Annotated in this window: 19 protein-coding genes and 3 pseudogenes; 9 read left to right on the top strand and 13 right to left on the bottom strand. The window is 57.5% G+C overall.

Features of this window, described 5'->3' with window-relative positions:
- From acnA to B4V04_RS01290, 4 genes are all read left to right on the top strand, one after another.
- Positions 1 to 2,124: aconitate hydratase AcnA (gene acnA / locus B4V04_RS01275; RefSeq protein WP_498228546.1), on the top strand; the 2,124-nt coding region annotated here is incomplete at its 5' end.
- Between the two features lie 493 nt (positions 2,125 to 2,617).
- Positions 2,618 to 3,406 (top strand): geranylgeranyl reductase family protein, encoded by a 789-nt coding sequence (locus B4V04_RS01280; RefSeq protein ID WP_498228548.1) that lies wholly within the window; start codon positions 2,618 to 2,620, stop codon positions 3,404 to 3,406.
- 95 nt (positions 3,407 to 3,501) lie between these two features.
- Positions 3,502 to 4,056 (top strand): DoxX family membrane protein, encoded by a 555-nt coding sequence (locus B4V04_RS01285; protein ID WP_310902004.1) that lies wholly within the window; start codon positions 3,502 to 3,504, stop codon positions 4,054 to 4,056.
- Positions 4,057 to 4,062: 6 nt separating this feature from the next.
- Complete coding sequence (locus B4V04_RS01290; protein ID WP_220619855.1) at positions 4,063 to 4,743, top strand: methyltransferase family protein; 681 nt, start codon at positions 4,063 to 4,065, stop codon at positions 4,741 to 4,743.
- 170 nt (positions 4,744 to 4,913) lie between these two features.
- Here the strand turns inward: B4V04_RS01290 and B4V04_RS01295 are convergent, their stop codons facing one another.
- Positions 4,914 to 6,248 (bottom strand): permease, encoded by a 1,335-nt coding sequence (locus B4V04_RS01295; protein ID WP_498228550.1) that lies wholly within the window; start codon positions 6,246 to 6,248, stop codon positions 4,914 to 4,916.
- Between the two features lie 181 nt (positions 6,249 to 6,429).
- On the opposite strand from B4V04_RS01295, the gene B4V04_RS01300 reads away from it, so the two are divergent.
- The 4 genes from B4V04_RS01300 (at position 6,430) to B4V04_RS01315 (ending at position 8,986) form a co-directional block, all read left to right on the top strand.
- Complete coding sequence (locus B4V04_RS01300) at positions 6,430 to 6,729, top strand: hypothetical protein (RefSeq protein ID WP_498167375.1); 300 nt, start codon at positions 6,430 to 6,432, stop codon at positions 6,727 to 6,729.
- Positions 6,726 to 7,025, top strand: a complete 300-nt coding sequence (locus B4V04_RS01305; RefSeq protein WP_498167372.1) for a hypothetical protein — start codon at positions 6,726 to 6,728, stop codon at positions 7,023 to 7,025. Before B4V04_RS01300 ends, B4V04_RS01305 begins: the two co-directional genes overlap by 4 nt.
- A gap of 92 nt (positions 7,026 to 7,117) precedes the next feature.
- The gene (locus tag B4V04_RS01310; RefSeq protein WP_498228552.1) at positions 7,118 to 8,416 is read left to right on the top strand and encodes an APC family permease; all 1,299 of its coding nucleotides are present in this window, start codon (positions 7,118 to 7,120) and stop codon (positions 8,414 to 8,416) included.
- 57 nt (positions 8,417 to 8,473) lie between these two features.
- Positions 8,474 to 8,986: a metal-dependent hydrolase gene (locus B4V04_RS01315; protein ID WP_498228554.1), complete on the top strand. Its 513-nt coding sequence runs from the start codon at positions 8,474 to 8,476 to the stop codon at positions 8,984 to 8,986.
- A gap of 23 nt (positions 8,987 to 9,009) precedes the next feature.
- On the opposite strand, the gene B4V04_RS01320 is transcribed toward B4V04_RS01315, so the two are convergent.
- From B4V04_RS01320 to B4V04_RS01370, 11 genes and pseudogenes are all read right to left on the bottom strand, one after another.
- A complete protein-coding gene (locus B4V04_RS01320) occupies positions 9,010 to 9,318 on the bottom strand; it encodes a plastocyanin/azurin family copper-binding protein (RefSeq protein ID WP_498228556.1) in 309 nt (102 codons plus the stop codon).
- A 113-nt stretch (positions 9,319 to 9,431) separates the two neighbouring features.
- On the bottom strand, positions 9,432 to 10,130 hold the full coding sequence (locus B4V04_RS01325) for a DUF1405 domain-containing protein (RefSeq protein WP_498228558.1): 699 nt from the start codon (positions 10,128 to 10,130) through the stop codon (positions 9,432 to 9,434).
- A 185-nt stretch (positions 10,131 to 10,315) separates the two neighbouring features.
- A complete protein-coding gene (locus tag B4V04_RS01330; protein WP_142980861.1) occupies positions 10,316 to 10,783 on the bottom strand; it encodes a DUF411 domain-containing protein in 468 nt (155 codons plus the stop codon).
- A 23-nt stretch (positions 10,784 to 10,806) separates the two neighbouring features.
- On the bottom strand, positions 10,807 to 11,307 hold the full coding sequence (locus tag B4V04_RS01335; RefSeq protein WP_142980862.1) for a halocyanin domain-containing protein: 501 nt from the start codon (positions 11,305 to 11,307) through the stop codon (positions 10,807 to 10,809).
- 141 nt (positions 11,308 to 11,448) lie between these two features.
- Positions 11,449 to 11,907 (bottom strand): annotated as a pseudogene (locus tag B4V04_RS01340) (IS1595 family transposase); the annotation flags it as partial.
- Positions 11,905 to 12,237: pseudogene (locus tag B4V04_RS01345) on the bottom strand (ISH3 family transposase); the annotation flags it as partial. The pseudogenes B4V04_RS01345 and B4V04_RS01340, both read right to left, overlap by 3 nt.
- A 4-nt stretch (positions 12,238 to 12,241) precedes the next feature.
- A pseudogene (locus tag B4V04_RS01350) lies at positions 12,242 to 12,540 on the bottom strand (hypothetical protein).
- 84 nt (positions 12,541 to 12,624) lie between these two features.
- On the bottom strand, positions 12,625 to 13,263 hold the full coding sequence (locus B4V04_RS01355; RefSeq protein WP_142980863.1) for a plastocyanin/azurin family copper-binding protein: 639 nt from the start codon (positions 13,261 to 13,263) through the stop codon (positions 12,625 to 12,627).
- Positions 13,260 to 14,246 carry a transcription initiation factor IIB gene (locus B4V04_RS01360; RefSeq protein WP_142980864.1) on the bottom strand — a complete coding sequence of 329 codons (987 nt, stop codon included), beginning with the start codon at positions 14,244 to 14,246 and terminating at the stop codon, positions 13,260 to 13,262. The genes B4V04_RS01355 and B4V04_RS01360 overlap by 4 nt, the downstream gene beginning before the upstream one ends.
- 53 nt (positions 14,247 to 14,299) lie before the next feature.
- Entirely contained in the window at positions 14,300 to 14,497 is a 198-nt protein-coding gene (locus B4V04_RS01365) for a heavy-metal-associated domain-containing protein (RefSeq protein WP_142980870.1), read from the bottom strand.
- Between the two features lie 165 nt (positions 14,498 to 14,662).
- On the bottom strand, positions 14,663 to 14,989 hold the full coding sequence (locus B4V04_RS01370; protein WP_142980865.1) for a DUF63 family protein: 327 nt from the start codon (positions 14,987 to 14,989) through the stop codon (positions 14,663 to 14,665).
- 79 nt (positions 14,990 to 15,068) lie between these two features.
- Between B4V04_RS01370 and B4V04_RS01375 the strand changes: the two genes are divergently transcribed.
- Positions 15,069 to 16,064 carry a universal stress protein gene (locus B4V04_RS01375; protein ID WP_142980866.1) on the top strand — a complete coding sequence of 332 codons (996 nt, stop codon included), beginning with the start codon at positions 15,069 to 15,071 and terminating at the stop codon, positions 16,062 to 16,064.
- Here B4V04_RS01375 and B4V04_RS01380 read toward each other — a convergent pair.
- Positions 16,053 to 17,228 carry an NAD(P)/FAD-dependent oxidoreductase gene (locus B4V04_RS01380; RefSeq protein ID WP_498228561.1) on the bottom strand — a complete coding sequence of 392 codons (1,176 nt, stop codon included), beginning with the start codon at positions 17,226 to 17,228 and terminating at the stop codon, positions 16,053 to 16,055. The two genes, B4V04_RS01375 and B4V04_RS01380, sit on opposite strands and share 12 nt — an antisense overlap.
- Between the last annotated feature and the right edge of the window lie 25 nt (positions 17,229 to 17,253).

Here is a 17,253-nt window from a genome sequence, read left to right on the forward strand (position 1 = left end):
GGCGGCATCGGCGTCGTCGGCTGGGGCGTCGGTGGCATCGAGGCCGAAGCCGCGATGCTCGGCCAGCCCATCACGATGAAACTGCCCGAAGTCGTCGGGGTCCGCCTTACCGGAGAACTCCCCGAGGGTGCAACTGCGACTGACCTCGTGCTTCACGTCACCGAACAGCTTCGCGAGGTTGGCGTCGTCGATCGCTTCGTCGAGTTCTTCGGCCCCGGCGTGGCGAACCTCACGGTCCCCGACCGGGCCACTATCGCGAACATGGCCCCCGAGCAGGGATCGACAATCTCGATGTTCGGCGTCGACGAAGCGACGCTCGACTACCTCGAACTCACGGGTCGTGAGGAGGAACACATCGAACTCGTTCGCGAATATCTCGATGCGCAGGGGCTGTTCGGCGAACAGAATCCGGAGTACACGGAGACGGTCGAGCTCGATCTCTCGACGATCACGCCGAGTCTCGCGGGACCAAAGCGTCCCCAGGACCGTGTCCCGATGGACGATATGAAGACCCACTTCCGGGGGCTGGTCCACGGCGAGTTCGAAGACGAACTCGACGAAATCGACGAGGACGCGCTCACCCGCTGGCTGGGAGAGAGCAGCGTCGCCGCCGACCGCCCCGACGCCGACCTCCCGGAACCGGACGTGGGCGAACTAAACGACACGGTCGACGTCGACCTCGACGGCGAGACAACCGAAATCAGGCATGGGAGCGTCGTCGTCAGCGCCATCACCAGCTGTACGAACACGTCGAACCCTTCGGTAATGCTCGCCGCAGGCCTGCTCGCCCGCAACGCCGTCGAGCATGGCCTCGATGTCCCCGAGTACGTCAAGACTAGCCTCGCGCCCGGGAGCCGCGTCGTCACCGAATACCTCGAAGCCTCGGGATTACTGCCGTATCTCGAAGACCTCGGCTACAACGTCGTCGGCTACGGCTGTACGACCTGCATCGGGAACGCCGGGCCACTCCCCGAACCCATCGAGCGCGCCATCGACGCCGAGGACCTCTGGACGGCGAGCGTCCTCTCGGGCAATCGGAACTTCGAGGCGCGCATCCACCCGAAGGTCAGAGCGAACTACCTCGCCAGTCCGCCGCTGGTGGTCGCTTACGGGCTGGCCGGTCGGATGGACATCGACCTCGAAACGGACCCACTCGGGACGGACGATAACGGGGACCCGGTCTACCTCGCCGACATCTGGCCGGACGCCGACGAAATCCACACGGCGATCCATGAGAGCGTGGACGCTTCGATGTTCGAGGAGAAGTACGCCGAAGTGTTCGAGGGTGACGAACGGTGGGAGGCACTCGACGCGCCGACCGGTGACGTCTACGAGTGGGACGATTCTTCGACGTACATCCGCGAGCCGCCCTTTTTCAAGGACTTCCCGCTGGAGGAGCCCGGTGTCAGCGACATCGCCGACGCTCGCACCCTGATGCTGCTCGGGGACACCGTCACCACCGACCACATCAGCCCGGCCGGACCGTTCTCTCGGGAGCAGCCCGCCGGCGAGTGGCTCGTCGACCAGGGTGTCGAACCTCACGAGTTCAACACCTACGGTGCCCGCCGGGGCAACCACGAGGTGATGATGCGCGGCACCTTCGCCAACGTTCGCATCGAGAACGAGATGCTCGACGACGTCGAGGGCGGCTACACGATTCACCAGCCGACGGGCGAGCAGACGACCGTCTTCGAGGCGAGCCGCCGCTATCGGGAAGATGATACGCCGCTGGTGGTGTTCGCCGGCGAAGAACTCGGCACCGGGTCGAGCCGCGATTGGGCCGCAAAAGGGACTGACCTCTTGGGCGTTCGCGCAACCATCGCGGAGAGCTACGAGCGCATCTTCCGTGACAACCTCGTCGGCATGGGTGTCCTCCCGCTGCAGTTCGCTGACGGTGACTCGTGGGAATCCCTCGGTCTCGACGGGTCGGCGCGGATTGAGATTCGTGGATTGGACGACGGCCTAGACGTGAACGACGAGTTGACCGTCGTCGCAGAGCGGGACGACGGCTCGAGAGTCGAGTTCCCGGTCACGGCACAAGTTGGGACGCCCGCAGCCGTTCGATACGTTGAGAACGGCGGAATCCTGCATCTAGTACTCCGCCGACTGCTCACCGAGGACTAATAAGGGGCAACTATCCTGAGTGACAAATGGTATTAGAGACAACCACTTCACGATCTGAAAGTTTCCACTCTCGCTCACAGCAGTCGTCTGAACCGTTACCGCGAATCCAACGCGTGGCAGTACTCGGTGGAGCAGTCGGCGGTCTCGCCGCTGCTGAAGGCTTTTCCAAGCGAGGTTTCGAAGTAGACCTTTTCGAACGTCAGTCGTACGACGACAAACGAGTCAACTGTGGGGAAGCGATGACGGCCGTCTCGAAGATTCCACTCCGTTCGATGTCGGCGAATGGGTTCGTCAATGCTCTTCCGGAGTTACGTGTGGATATCTACGAGGAACGACATCCAGCAGACAGCACACCGGGAGTGGGAGATTCCCGGCCTCCGATACGTACATCACCGACCGAAACATCGTTGAACGACGATGGTCCGAACGCCTCGCTGAAAAGGGCGTTTCGATTCACGAAAACCACCAGATCACGAAGGCGGAGTTCCGGACGTTGGCCGATAAATACGACCTCTTGGTCGACGCGACTGGCCAACCGTCGATTACCAGCAAAGTTCGAGGGAGAACGGACGAGTACGCGGGTCGGATGATCGCCCTCAATGCTGACGTGGAGGGCGACTTTTCAGATCTCTACCCGAATAGCCAGATCGTTCTTGAGGGCTATACCGGGTACGCGTGGGCGTTCTCGAAATCGCCCGAGCGGGCAAACGTCGGCATCGGGTGGACTGAGAGCGAACGCCCAGCCGATTACATAGCCGCATTTGAGGCGGCGTGTGAACGAAACGGCTGGCCGATACCATCTCGGAGTCAGACGAATATCGCTATCATCCCCGAAGGACCGAGTCTCGATCCTGCGCTGACCTATCTACCTGAGTGGCCCGTCGTTCGTGTCGGGGATGCGGCTGGACTCGCGAATCGGCTGACCGGGAAGGGGATCTCGCAAGCAATTCAGTCGTCGTATCTCGCAGCCAAGTTGACGGCGGAGGGAAGCCTTCAGGAGTATCCAGACCGACTCTATCGGACGATGAAAGGGGAGTACCTGCTCGCCCGGATTATGCGGCACCTCGTCGAGACGCGTCAGATGACCGTTCTCGGTGATGCCGTCCAAGTGGTGTCTGGAATCGACATCGAAGACATCGATCGATCCCCACGGGCGGTTCTTCGTCGCTTCTTGGGGCATCCACGGGTGGCTGCTCGGATCTTCTCCAACCCGGCTGTAATCAAGCAGACGTATGCCGCCGTCACAGACGCCTGGGAATACGATACTATTCAGCCAGTATGACGGTATCGGAGAGATCACCCCGAAAAGGGCTCTCTATTCCGGTATGGCGAGATCCCACCGCGATTTTATAACACCTTCCCGGGAATTAGCACGATATGGCATCTCAAGAAGTTCAATTAGAAAGTACGATCGGGGGGTTCACCGCAAGCGGTCGACTACACACGTTGAGTGTCTGGTTTATCTTTGCGCTTCGGTTGATGATGGGACTGGCGTTCTTCCAGAGTGGTCTCGACAAGGTCCTCTCGGGAAGTTTTAGTGCCGGTGGATATCTCACCGGGGCCGTTCCGAATAGCGGGAGTCCACTCGCTGATCTGTTCGTCGCGATGGGGAACACGCCGTGGTTTGTTGACTTCGTGAACGTTGCAGTACCGTGGGGAGAGCTGCTTATCGGCCTCGGGTTGTTGTTCGGTGCCCTCACTCGGCTCGCTGCGTTCTGGGGGGCATTTATGATGCTCATGTTCTATTTCGGCAACTGGGATGTCACACATGGCTACATCAACGGTGATTTCGCGTACATGCTCGTGTTCCTCTCAGTCGCCGCGTTCGGTGCGGGACGGATACTCGGCCTTGACGCGTACATTGAACAGTACGAGGTTGGTGGAGTGCCGCTTGTCGAACGGCATCCCTGGACTCAGTATCTACTCGGGTAAGTAAGCGTGTCATCAATAGATACCACTATTACGAATCCCGGTGCTTGGGGCCTCGCGATTATCTTCATTGTCGTCGTTTCTTGGTTCTTCTATCGGTACTTCGCTCCTGACAGCTGGCGGGAGTGGGTCGGCGCAGGAGTGGTACAGGCGTTCATCATCGCATTATATGCGGAGATGTACGGGTTTCCACTGACGATCTATCTGCTGGTCCGGTTTTTTGGTCTGGACCGCGAGTACGTCAGTACCAATCTCTGGTCTACACTGATCGGGTTTGGCGAAACGGGTATGTTCGTATCAATGCTCCTCGGCTACGCTGTGGCGTTTGTCGGCATCGGCCTGTTTGCTCAGGGATGGCGACAAGTCTATCGTGCCCGACAGGACGACCGACTGGTCACAGACGGGCTTTACAGGTACGTCCGCCATCCACAATACACCGGTCTGTTCATCGCTCTGTTTGGCGAGGGCATCATTCACTGGCCGACAATCTTCTCTGTCGCTCTATTTCCGCTCGTCGTTGTGATTTTTACGTGGCTTGCACGGAGAGAAGAGCGTGATATGATCGATACATTCGGTGAGGACTACCGCACTTATCAGCGCAAAGTGCCGATGTTTATCCCCCGCTGGGAGCAGTGGCGCGATCTCGTGGCTGAGTCTCGTAGCAGCAGTGACGATCTCAAAGACCCATGACTTCGACGAGACCGCTCTGGAATGAATGGTATTCGTATCGAAACTGTGGTTGGGCAGTGGAAGGGAGTCAGGGATTAATTGCCCGAAACCGTAGATGTTCCTTGTCTGTGTCGTCGAATTATTGATAGACGAAATTCATATTGTGAACTACGTGAGCAGGTAGATACCCGTCAGTCCGTCATTGCCGCATGTCTCTCGTCACCGCGTTCCCCACCAGCCACCGAATCCTGTTTGTGGAGCCAGTAGAGGAACGCGAAGAACGCCGTCGCGAGGACGTTCAACACGAGCTTGTAGTTGAGTTCGATGGACACTTCGGCGATCTGCGCGGAGGCTCGTGAGGGGATGAGGCCCAGGCCCAGGAACAGGAAGTGGACCACGAACCCGGCGATAACGGCGGTGACGAAGATCATCAGGGACAGCACCGCCGCGAAGGTCGTCCCGTAGTACTCGTCGTAGGCTTTCATGATCGGCGGGACGATGAGGTCCGCGAAGATGTACGAGAGCACCGACCCGAAGGGGAGCCCGCGCGTCCAGAGGACGGTCCCGAACGGGACGTTCCCGACCGAACAGACGAAGGTGACGACGCCGATGATCGCACCCAGCGCGGCCGTCCAGAGGACGTACACCGGCAAGCCGAATACGGCTCCGGAGAAGACGCTCGTCCAGACGGCTTCGGGGATGAACCCGGCAATGAGGCCGGCGAAGATGAACCCGATAGCGATCTCGTCCCACAGCATCGCCCACTCCTTCCACTGTTTGTCCGCGAGCGATTTCCACCCGGACCACGAGGTCGCTTTCTCCGGAATCGACGTGTTCGCTTCCTCCGGGTCGAAGGAGTCCTTGCAGGACTGCGAGCAGAAGTAATACGTCTGCCCATCATGCTCGATAGAGTAGTCGGTCTCCTCAGGATCGACCTCCATCCCACAGACCGGGTCCTGTACCGTGATGCCCTCGTCGTCGGTGACGTTCTCGCGTGCTTCATCGAGGATCTTGTCGGGGACGACGTAGACGAAACCGACCGACATCAGGACGATGAGGAGCAGTCCACCGACCACGTCGGCAAGCAGGAACTCCCAACCCAGCAGCAGCCAGATGACGATGCCGATCTCGATGACAAGGTTCGTCGAGGCAAACTGGAACGCCGCCAGCGCCGCCGCAGCCGACGCCCCCTTCTTGTAGAGGTTCTTCGCCGTGGCGATCGCCGAGTACGAACACGACGAGGAGACGAACCCAAAGAACGTCGCGAGGCCGATGGAGCGAGGCCCGTGTCCCTCGAGCAGCTCCGAAATCTGCTGGGTCGAGACCCACGCCTCGACGCCGCCGGCGATGGCGAACCCGATCACGAGCGCCCACCAGGTGATCCACGCCATCGCGGCGGTCGTCGTCGCGGCCTGCCTCGTGCTCTCCACGAAAAACGTCCCGAGCGGTTTCGTCGTCGTGACGATGCCGATGGCAACGGTGATTACGGCGATGACCGAGAGGATCGCGTAATCTGATCTGTCCATTGTCTTGGTGGCCTACATCTAGGGGCTCCTCTCCTAATGCGGTTGTGGCTACATCTGTGGGATATATCGTTTGTGAGCCTTTGGATACCAGCATCACAACCCTAGCAGAATTTAGAATCAAGGGGTATGCCACTTCGGGGGCGGAGTAATTGACTTGTGGCTGGCTGGGGAGGATAGTCGTATGCTTACGTCCTACAGCGAACTTCTCTTGACGGGTATCATTCTCGCGAGCACCGCGTACACGGTGAGCAAAACGCCCGCTATCTGGCACCAGTACGAGGGAATATATGGGTACCTACTCGTTGGCGTACCGCTCGTTGGGTTACTGTTCGGGATCGCCCATCTCGGGATGCTCACGCCGCTTCCGCATGGCCTGCTCGCTGCAGTGGAAACCGGTGCTCTCCTTAGTCTCGTGGCCGTACTCGGCGCACTCGGATACATTCACCCGCGCCTTAGATATTCCGAGGGAGACCCCCGATGACGGCACTCCTGTTCTCGTTACTCTCGGCAGTCGTCGCTAGTGGGCTTGCGTTCCTTTGTTACATCCTGCTCTACGGGGACACCGTGTTGGTGATTCAGCGCCCGTTCTTTTTCAGAATCGGCGTTGGAGCGCTCTGTGCTGCCGTCCTCGGGGCGAGTGCGGTAGTGGTCGGCTGGGTTCCGACACATCTTCTTCACGCTATCTTCGCAGTATCAATCGCTGCGGCGGTCCGGACAGTCCATAACGGTCTCCATCCGGACACTGAAGCGTGGTTCTACTCGCTCTTCGGAACCTGAGCATCGAAGCAGACGATTTCTACTCCCCGGGCTGAGGTGGTTTGGATTCGTAACGACAAGACGTCTAAAGATGGCACCCCAACGGAGAGACGATGAGCGAGAAGCTGGGCCTTCTCGGTGCAGTCTCGATTGCGCTCGGGGGTATGATCGGGGGTGGGATCTTCGCCGTACTTGGCGTCGTTGCGGAAATGTCGGGGCCTGCGGCGTGGCTCGCCTTTACCGGCGGCGGTGTCGTCGCGTTCTGCGCTGGCTACTCGTACGTTCGTCTCCAGCGGCTTGGCGACGTGTCCGGCGGCTCGGTCAGTTTCTTACAGGAGTTCGGTGAGTCGACGACGGTCGCTGGGATGGTCGGTTGGACGCTTCTGTTCGGCTATATCGGGTCGATGGGAATGTACGCGTTCGCGTTCGGTAGTTTTGCGACGAAACTCCTCGGCGTCGAAACAGCCCTCGGGGTTCCACTCCGCCCCGTCGTGTCGGTTCTCAGCGTCCTGGGGTTTGTACTACTGAACGTCCTCGGTGCCCGGGCGAGTGGCGTGACCGAGGTGCTCCTCGTCGCGGCAAAGGTTGGGATTCTCCTCATTTTCGGTGTGTGGGGGTTCTATTTTGGAGCGCGGACAGGACAGCTGACGACCGGGTTCTCCTCCGTCGCGACGGGCGGGTTGCTCATGTCCGCTGCCCTCTCGTTCGTCGCCTTTCAGGGCTGGCAGCTACTCTTTTACGACGAGGGAAGTCTTCGGAACGCTCGGACGACCATTCCGCAGGCGATCTATCTCTCAATTCCCGCGTCTCTCGGGCTGTACGTCCTCGTAGCAGTCGTCACGACGGGTCTGCTTCAGCCCGAAACGATCGCCGCGAACCCCGAGGTGTCACTCGCCATCGCGGCCGAACCGTTCATGGGGCAGATGGGGTTCATCCTCATTTCCGTGGCGGCGCTGTTCTCGACTGGGAGCGCGATCAACGCCACGCTGTTCTCGGCGGCCCACTTTGCGACGGGAATGCTTGAAGACGACCTACTTCCCGACCGGATCGGAGATGCCGATGCCGACGGTGCTCCTACGCGAACACTTCTCGTCTTGGGCCTGATAACGGCCGCGTTCACCGCCTACGGTAGTCTTCAGGGAATCACGTCGTTCGCGTCGCTTGCCTTCATCACCGTCTTTGGATCGATGAGTTTCCTCGCGTTCAGGCATCGAGCGGGGCTTCGAACAGGTATCCTCCCCGCCGTCGGCGTGGTGGGTGCAGTACTGTTCTTCCCTTCGTTAGTGTACCACCTCGCCGTGATGGAACCCGCCGTCTTCAGTGTGGTTCTCGTTGTGACGGTCGTCCTCCTGGGGCTGGAGATCCTCTACTTCGAGCGCGAGACTATTCGCTCCGAAATCGATGGCGTTTGATGCTGACGGGGCAGCAGTGCGTGAACGGTTTACGTAACCTGGACAATATTGTCGAGTGTGCTCTTTTGGGTCCACGCTGCAGTCGCGTATCTCGTTTACCGAGGCATTTCTGGTGGCCCTACTGACCGATGTGACGATGTCCCGATCTTCGCCCTGTTCGGAGGTGCGTTGCTCCCGGATCTCGTCGACAAACCACTCGCGTTTGTACTTCCATCGCTCCCGAGTCGGTCGGTCGCGCACTCGGTGTTCACCGCGGCACTCGTCGTCCTGATTGTCTTCTACGTCACGAAACACAGAGACCGGTGGGAGGTCGGCGCGGCGTACGCGCTCGGATATATATCACACCTCGCTGCGGACCTCGTGGATTACCTGTTCGTCCCCGGGGAGACGCTACTGTTTCTGTTCTGGCCGGTCGTAACTGATTATCACCATGTCGAGACGATCGGAGACCTGCTCGCGCTGGTGTCTCCGACCCCGTATGTACTCGGACAAACCGTCGTCACGATACTGGGGCTCTGGCTATGGATGGCCGATGGAATGCCGGGATACCCATCGATCCACCGTCAGTGATCGAGTGAGGTCGAGTCTCGTGGTCATTCGACGATGACACGTCCGACCATCCCGCTTTCCTCGTGTGGCAGGCAGAAATACTGGTACGTCCCCGTGACGTCGAACGTGTAACTGTAGGTTTCGCCTCGTTCGAGAAACCCTCTCGCTGACGTACTCTGCCGGACGGCCTGCTCGGACTCGTAGCCGCCGCTTGCGAAGTACGACGCCTCGTTGGGAATCCCTTCTTCGTATGCCGATGCGGTATGGGGGACTCCACTCTCGTTCACCCAGGTGACCTGCTGACCGGGGTCGATTGTGACTTCGGCCGGATCGAATCGGAGGTCGCCCGTCATCGTGACCGTCGGACCCGACGGGCCGCTACCTCCGAGACAGCCAGCAATCGCGGTTGCCCCGACTGCTAGCACACTCCGGCTCCGGCGAAGTACCGACCGTCGTGAATAGCCGTTCATCGGCGCACCCCTCGTGCGGAGGACTCCTCAGTTGTTTCGAGCTTCTTCACCCGTGTCGCTAGTGCGAGAAACGTCGCGGCGAGCGTCAGCGTCACTGCCGCGGCCGCCGCGAGGTCGTGCGCTCGCATCGAGTGATCGAGTGCGCCGTTGACGAGTTCGGCCCGCAGGAACGTGTGGTGGAACTCCCCGACGAGCGGCGCGAAGTAGTCTACGATGTCGTTGAGGCCGTACCAGACGGTGGTGACGGCGACCGCACCGACCGTGAACTCGGCGTAGCGATAGATCAGGAACGACTGGAGGCTCATCGCGAGATGGCTTACGATGAGGAACCAGTAGAGCCAGGGTTCGATACCGCCCGGTCCGTTGAGAACCAGCTGGACGAACGGCGTCCAGAGACCGAGTTTGATGTTGCCGAAGAAGGCGAGCATGTGGAGCCACTCGACGTCGTAGTCCAGTTTCCACGCGGCGAGACTGAGCGCGACGAACAGCGTCGCGGCGGGGCTATCGGGGACGAACGGCCACATCACGACTGGGGTTTGGGCCAGCTGGAAGCGGTAGTACCAGAACCCGAACGCCGTTCCGGCGAGATTGATCGCGACGATGACCCACGCGTACCGAAGTGCGAGGTCCTCGACGCGCTCTGGTAGCGGTGCGAGATAGCTAGGTAGGCGGCTTGAACGTGTTGTCGTGGTCATTCTCGAAACAGGTCACACATTCCGGATTCAGCACCGTGCCGGTTCGTCATGATGATGCCACTGATCAGCATCAGCACCGCGAGGGCGACCATTCCAAGATCCCATCCCGGCGGTTATATTTGATCCCATGCTACTGGCCATTCCGTCATCCATACCGGTCCCCATCCCGCCACCCATTCCCCAGTTCATGCTGGCATTCCTGGTAATACAACCCCGATTATTGCTGGTCGTTCGATTGCCAATTTTTCGATCGCTTCTACTGGGAGATGTCCCTCCAACGCGTAGCCCTCAGTAGTAATCGTGTGGCATGCCCACAGTTCGCGTGGGATGCCTGCGCACTGCTTCGGTTCGGCGTAGTTCTTTTGCTCCACGATATCGAGCCTGTCTACGCCGCGTTCGGTCAAGATATCCGCGTATTCGTGACAGCACGGGCACGACGGAGACGTTACGAGCGTGCCACCGTTTAGCAGGGTAATTGCTGCCTGATTGAGGTTGGGTGAGTTGGTGTCGGTACCAGATGACCCGAGACAACCGGCTACACCGAAAATTCCGATAGCCCCTCCTACTTGGAGAGCATGGCGACGAGTCCATTGTGACGACATGAATAGTTCCGTTTGGACCCATGTACACACGATAGTGTTATTAATTCTCATCGGGCGGGAAACAGAGAGAGTCGCTATTCCACGACGATTGCTCCTTTCTGCTCGAGTGCTCGGTGTGCTATACAATAGTACAAGTAGGTACCTGGCTCATCGAAGGTGTACGCCCAGGTTTCCCCTTCACCTGAAATGAGGCTGCTGTCGAACGTCTCGTCTTCGGCCGTGACGCTGTGGCTGTTACTATCGACCCACTCCCAGGTCACGTCCGTGCCGAGGGAAACACGGATCGCCGCCGGATCAAAGACGAACTGTTGGCCGGCACCGTCGACAGCACCATTCCTGACGGTCACTGATCCCTCGTCGGTACGGTCGTTGATTCCGTCGTAGTTCGCAATCTCCGAGAGGTAGTCGGCGACTTCCTGATTCCCGCTGTTGTTGCCGTCGGTTTCTTCGTCAGTGGGCGTGTCCCCACCGTTTCCATCGCTCCCGGTAGCGTCGTCGCCGCCGAGACAGCCAGCGATCGAACCGATCAGCGCCACGCCACTTCCTGCCAGTATTTGCCGCCGTGACATCTCCATAGGACGAAGGTTGTGTGCTACGTATCTTAAGCGAGTCGTCAATTTGCTGGGCCAGCAAATTGACTCCTCCGATTATGTGTGCTAGCAGTAGAGATACACGTGGTAGTACCATCAACGCTCATGTGTAGCACGTTGTTGATTTCAGAGAGTGGCTGGAACAGCGTGTTTGAGAGCGTCTCGTCCCGGTATACGAAGAGATCTCGTCGGAGCTGTAATGCTCTGAGATACTGTGTTAGCTTGTCCTTTGAGACACCTCGAGGCGGCGAGAGCCACCGTCGCATCAGCGACGCGTGGCTCTCGCAAGTGTTGACGTGGATCTCTTCATCAGCGTACTCGCCGTCGCCGTGGACGACGTATTCGCGGTCGAATTCGTCGTCCCCCTCAAGCGGTTCGTACGCTCGAAAGCCGTCGGTATAGACGGTGAGCGACTCCTGCTGGCGGTCGGCCAGCAGGAGTCGATTCGTCTGCGGCTTTCGCCGGGATCACGTACCGCTGCTTGGTGCCCCGATCGACCGGAATGAACACGGGTGGTTTGTCGTCTTCGTACGTTCCTCGTCCGCGTGTGGACAGGCCACGCGAGCGCGACTCGCGGTCGTGCTCCGAAACGACCTCCACCTGCTGGGGAAGGACGTCGAGAACGTCTTTCTGAAGGAGCGCGGTTCCGACTTGTTCGAGCGTCTCAAGGTCGAACTTGGTGCGGAGATGGTAGAGAACCGAGTTTTCGTGGGGTGCATCTTCACTTCTCTCACAGGGCGTTGAGACCGAGGTCCCGTCAGCGCGTGCGCCGACGAGGACCTCGTAGATGTCTTCAGCATCGAGTTCAGCGTTTTCAGCGAGTGTGAGAGCAACTTCCTCGTCAAGAGAGTTGACGAGGAAGTTAAGAAGCTGGTCCTCGTGGATTTCACCGTCTGCTTGCTTGGTATTAGACACACCTTCAGCAAGCAGACGTCTCAACTAACCGGCTTTGTGATGTACTGAGTTCGTTGAACACGAATTCTAACGCGTTATTAATGTCTTGAACACTTTTTGCGCCAGTACAGACCGCTTTCCCAGAGCGGAAAATAAGTGTGTCAGCTTTCGAGATTGGGTGCGAAAGACAAGTCCTGGGAAGGATTCCGGCTGATACTCTGTAGTGGGGAGGTCGTCGGCTAACGGCTTCAGATTCAGTTCCTGACCCAATTCGGTTGAAGCGACCACGTTCTGGATTTCGAGGGTGTCCTTTGACTCGGGCATGGTTTTCAAAGGGCCACGATAGTCTTACTACTCTCGCTCATAACCGCTGATCGTGAAGGAATCTCGCAGAAGCCTTCTACTGTTCTACTCGACACCATAATCACCACCGTACTTCATGAAGACGTAAGTCAACCCGAGCGTGCTCACCATCGCGGCGAACGCTAAGATACCTAGGGTTTTTGCACTGTCCGGCACCTGTGGTGCTGGTTGTCCACCACCACTCTCGCCACTGCCACCACTCGCGGTGCCAGTAAACGGGTACGCAATCGACCCTTGATCGACGATCGTTTGGCTATCTGGCATCTGTCCGCTCGGAGGGTTGGTCGGGATAGAGCTCTCTGTTGCCGGTCCACCGGGACTTCCGACGACGATTCGCCCGACCTGTCCCAATGATACGTGAGCGGTGCAGTTGTAATCATATGTCCCCTCGACCTCGAACGTATGTTCGAACGTCTCTCCTTCTTGCAGTAACCCGCTGTCCCAGGGATCTGCATCGCTTGGGATGCGGTCTTCATAGGCGGTTGAGGAGTGTGGGGCCGCCGCTCCCATCTCGAAGATTACGGTCTCACCCGGTTCGACGAACAGGCCTACTGGGTCGATGAAGAAGTCTCCCCCCTCCATGGTAATCTGGACTGTCTTGGCTTCCTGTGCGGCTGTCGGCTGTGCGAGAGTACTCGCCGCTGCGAGTCCTCCCGCCGTTTGCAGAAACGTTCGTCTTTTCATGACTCTAGTTCGTTTGGATCCGCATCATCGGCAATTTCGAGCAGCTCTTGATAGCGATTTCTGATTGTGACTTTGCTCACATTGGTCACCTCGCTCGCGTCGGCCTGGGTGAGACTGTCCTCCGTACGTCTCGTCGCTGCATAGATCGCGGCTGCCGCAAGCCCAATCGGACTTTTCCCACTCAATGCGTCCTGCTCTGCCGCCACTTCAAGGAGGTGTCGGGCACGAGTTTCGGTTTCGACCGAAACCTCACAGTCGGATGCAAATCGTGGGAGGTAGTCGGTTGGATCGTCCGGCGCAATCCCCAACACGAGTTCGCGAGCGACGTATCGATAGGTTCGCGCAAGTTTGCTCTTACCGATGCGGCTGACTGCAGCCACCTCATCGAGACTCCTGGGCGTGTTCGCTTGCCGAGCTGCGGCATACAATGCACTAGCACCAACCCCTTCGATCGATCGTCCTCGAAGTAGGTCTTTCTCAAGGGCACGGCGGTAGATCACGCTCGCAGTCTCACGAATCGGGGTGGGTAGATCGAGTGCGGATGCCATTCGGTCGATCTCGCCGAGCGCCTGCTTGAGATTCCGTTCCTTGCTATCCCGCGTGCGAAAGCGTTCGTCCCAGGTTCGGAGTCGCTGGAATTTCTGCTGTTGGCGTTTGCTCAACGCATTTCCGTACGTATCTTCGTTACGCCAGCCGATCATCGTCGAGAGTCCCTTGTCGTGGAGGGTGTGCGTTATGGGAGCACCGACACGGGACTTCTGCGAAGTCTCGCGTTCAGTGAACGCTCGCCATTCGGGCCCTCTGTCGATGTTCGACTCTTCGAGTACCAACCCGCATGCGTCACAATGGTACTCCCCTTTATCCTCGGAATAGATGACCGTTCCATCACACTCGACACATGTGGAGCGGTGCGTAGGGGATGTTTCTGCTTCGGATTCCGGTTGACGCCGGATGGATGTGGATGCTGTGTTTGGGGGTATCATTGGCGGATATCGTGTCTGGATCGGAGACTCGGCGGGCGCTCGCTATCGACTGTTTAGCCGACAGCGGAGTAGCCAGCGTCTTCCACGGCCTGCCGAAGGTTCTCGAGATCGGTATCACCGTCAATCGTTGCGGTATCAGTCGCTCGGTCGGCCGTCGCACGTTCGACTCCTGATACGCCTTCGAGTGCTTCTCGAACGGTCTGTTCGCATCCGTCGCAGGTCATTCCTTTGACAGTGATCTGGAGACTCATCGTCGTCATATCATACACCTTCCTCTTTCACGTGAGTTTCTATTATAATACGACAGAATTGGGCGGTGTGTTCTTTGAAGAATGCTGCTTTACTACCGTGTGATTCGTTGAATCGAATGTCCGACTGCAGGGATAGAAACTACGGCAGTCGCATCCATCTCTTTGTCAGACTCCGAGCATCATCCGAATCGATCCACGAACACCCATCGGAAGGCCGACGGCCATCGCGACGAACGCGATAAGCCACCACCACGTGTAGTCCATCTCTCCCTCGCCGTCTGCGAGGATCCATACGACAACCGTCACGGCAATCAGCTTCAGGACGAACGTCGAGCCAGCGAAGCCGGTGATATTCTCGCGAAAATATGATTCATACTGCTCGCAGCAGCTACATTCTGATGAGCTAAGACACGTCAGTCCTACACTCTCGCCCCCTGTTTTCTTTCGAAACGGGAGTGATCCAGCAAGGGCTACGCGCGGTGACCCTCTCAAATCACTATCCCAGAGACCATTTGGCCGGTTTCGATTCTTAACAGAAAGCGCGGTAAATCATCGTTACGTATAGATATGTATGAGCTCCCCACGCCGTCTAGAAGTTCGAGAAGGTCCGGACATCAACCAGTACAACCAGATCCTCATTCCACTCTACGGAGTTGATGTAGTGGATTCAGTGGTCCAATATGGTCTATCACTTGCGGAAATGTATGATGCGGCTCTCCACGTATTATCTATTCAAGATGAGGAACGCACGGAGGTGGAATCCGACCAAGTCACTAAACAAGAGGAGTGGGACGCAGCAGCGGTAATTGAACCCGTGGTGGATCAGGCCCACTCGCTCGGGCTCAATGTGATACCAGCAGTGGATTGTGGGCACTCTCCAGGTGTTATTCGGGAGTACGCTGAAGAGAATGATATTGATTTGCTTGTTCACCAGAAACCTAAACAGACTAGATTAGCACGAATTCTCCGGAGAGATGTCTCCAGCCAGATCATTCAAAATATCTCTCTTCCTGTCTTGACGATACCTGATAGGGATCCACCTGATCCGGTTGGAGAGTTATCTACTAGCCAGTTCACAGACATTCTCGTGCCCACGGATGGATATGATGAGGCATCTGTGGCTTTCAAACATGGGCTACAAATTGCTAAACGGTATGATGCGACCCTACATGGACTTCTTGTTATTTCCGAACAGTCCTATTCGAGTCGGCCTGGATTCACGTGGGAGGAAGTTACTGACTCTTGGGAACAGCGGGGAACTCGGCTCTTGGAGGACATTACGGAGAAGGCAGCGACCTTAGACGTTCCTGTCCGAACTACGTTGAGTTATGGTCAAGCTCAACAGGAGATTCTCAAATATACTGAGGTGAATGGCATCGACCTTGTTACAATGGGGACACGAGGATTGACTGGTATTCGCCGACTGTTACAGGGAAGTGTCGCAGCTCAAGTGATCGAGGAAGCAGATTACCCCGTTCTGACGATTAACCGCAGGACAGCTGAATTGAAAAAGCACCCGTATACTTTTTGTCGGAAGTCCAAACAGAACAGGAAGTCAATCAATTAATTCCCACTGGTTGGTCATTCCTCCATAGACACGGTTTAAAACTCGTCGTCTCGAGAAAATACGGGCAAATAAAACAGGGTGGCGGAGGAGACGCAGTAGAACTGTACTCGGAGACCGGTCAACGTCTTCAATATCGATCCCGGCAGCGGCACGAATTGCTGCTCCCAGAACCTTGGGATTACGAGTTTCAAGAAAGTATCTCACAACTGTGGCGAAAATGTACTCCGTTTTCATCCTCTGATATAATCTGTCAGGATAACTGTGTAATTGGCCTCTGTTAGCCAGCTCTGCGGCCAAGAATCCGGATTCAACGGCCTGTGAGATCCCCTTTCCGGTGAGTCGGTTTGCGATACCTGCAGCATCACCCACTCGTACGACGGAATGCTCCGGTAGATGGGTTCTGTCGGGATCAAGGCTTGGTCCCTCGGGAATGATTGCGACGTTCGTCCGTTCCTGCGACGGGACTGCCCACCCATTCCGCTTACAGGCTTCCCTCAATGCCTTCATATAATCACTAGGCCGGTCACTGACCGTCCAGCCGATACCAACGTTGGCTCGTTGCGATGTCTTCGGGAATGCCCACGAGTACCCTGTATAGTTCTCCAGAATTATCCGGCTGTTCGGGTACAACTCGGTGAAGTCCCCTTCGACATCACTGTTAAGCGCTACCATATATCCTGAATACTCGTTGGTTGTTCCGAGCGCTTTACTAGAGAGTGATGGCTGACCGGTTGCATCAACGACGAGATCATACTCATCGGTGAACTCGTGGAAATCTGTCCGTGTGATAGACTGGTTTTCGTGGATGTCAACACCCTTCTCTGAGAGTTGTTCTGCCCAGGACTGCTCAACGACATTTCGGTCCGTTATATATGTATCCGCAGCAGGAAAGGTGCCGGCTCCAGTGCGGTGGCGATCGGCGTCGATTCCGTCATACACCTCCACTTCCATCGCTGGCAGCGGATTGAGAAAGCCGTTCTCTACAGTCGGCTCGAGTGGGATCTTCGATACCGCTGTCATCGCTTCTCCGCAATTAACGCCTTTGCTATCGTAGGACTGCCGCTCATATAGTTCGACGTCGAACCCAGCGTCGTCAAATCCAGCAGCTGCTGCAAGCCCGGCCATCCCTCCACCTATTATCGCAATTCTGCATGTTCGAGTCATCGGTTTGTACCAATCTTTGAGACCA

This window comes from Halorubrum sp. B52 (assembly GCF_059752555.1).

What these genes read in the sequence shown, in the direction of transcription:
- B4V04_RS01365 (WP_142980870.1), bottom strand. Translation starts at nt 14,497, where the DNA reads ATGAGTCTCCAGATCACTGTCAAAGGAATGACCTGCGACGGATGCGAA.
- B4V04_RS01300 (WP_498167375.1), top strand. Translation starts at nt 6,430, where the DNA reads ATGCTTACGTCCTACAGCGAACTTCTCTTGACGGGTATCATTCTCGCG.
- B4V04_RS01295 (WP_498228550.1), bottom strand. Translation starts at nt 6,248, where the DNA reads ATGGACAGATCAGATTACGCGATCCTCTCGGTCATCGCCGTAATCACC.
- B4V04_RS01360 (WP_142980864.1), bottom strand. Translation starts at nt 14,246, where the DNA reads ATGATACCCCCAAACACAGCATCCACATCCATCCGGCGTCAACCGGAA.
- B4V04_RS01330 (WP_142980861.1), bottom strand. Translation starts at nt 10,783, where the DNA reads ATGAGAATTAATAACACTATCGTGTGTACATGGGTCCAAACGGAACTA.
- B4V04_RS01335 (WP_142980862.1), bottom strand. Translation starts at nt 11,307, where the DNA reads ATGGAGATGTCACGGCGGCAAATACTGGCAGGAAGTGGCGTGGCGCTG.
- B4V04_RS01325 (WP_498228558.1), bottom strand. Translation starts at nt 10,130, where the DNA reads ATGACCACGACAACACGTTCAAGCCGCCTACCTAGCTATCTCGCACCG.
- B4V04_RS01305 (WP_498167372.1), top strand. Translation starts at nt 6,726, where the DNA reads ATGACGGCACTCCTGTTCTCGTTACTCTCGGCAGTCGTCGCTAGTGGG.
- B4V04_RS01355 (WP_142980863.1), bottom strand. Translation starts at nt 13,263, where the DNA reads ATGAAAAGACGAACGTTTCTGCAAACGGCGGGAGGACTCGCAGCGGCG.
- B4V04_RS01310 (WP_498228552.1), top strand. Translation starts at nt 7,118, where the DNA reads ATGAGCGAGAAGCTGGGCCTTCTCGGTGCAGTCTCGATTGCGCTCGGG.
- B4V04_RS01375 (WP_142980866.1), top strand. Translation starts at nt 15,069, where the DNA reads ATGAGCTCCCCACGCCGTCTAGAAGTTCGAGAAGGTCCGGACATCAAC.
- B4V04_RS01320 (WP_498228556.1), bottom strand. Translation starts at nt 9,318, where the DNA reads ATGACGGGCGACCTCCGATTCGATCCGGCCGAAGTCACAATCGACCCC.
- B4V04_RS01285 (WP_310902004.1), top strand. Translation starts at nt 3,502, where the DNA reads ATGGCATCTCAAGAAGTTCAATTAGAAAGTACGATCGGGGGGTTCACC.
- B4V04_RS01380 (WP_498228561.1), bottom strand. Translation starts at nt 17,228, where the DNA reads ATGACTCGAACATGCAGAATTGCGATAATAGGTGGAGGGATGGCCGGG.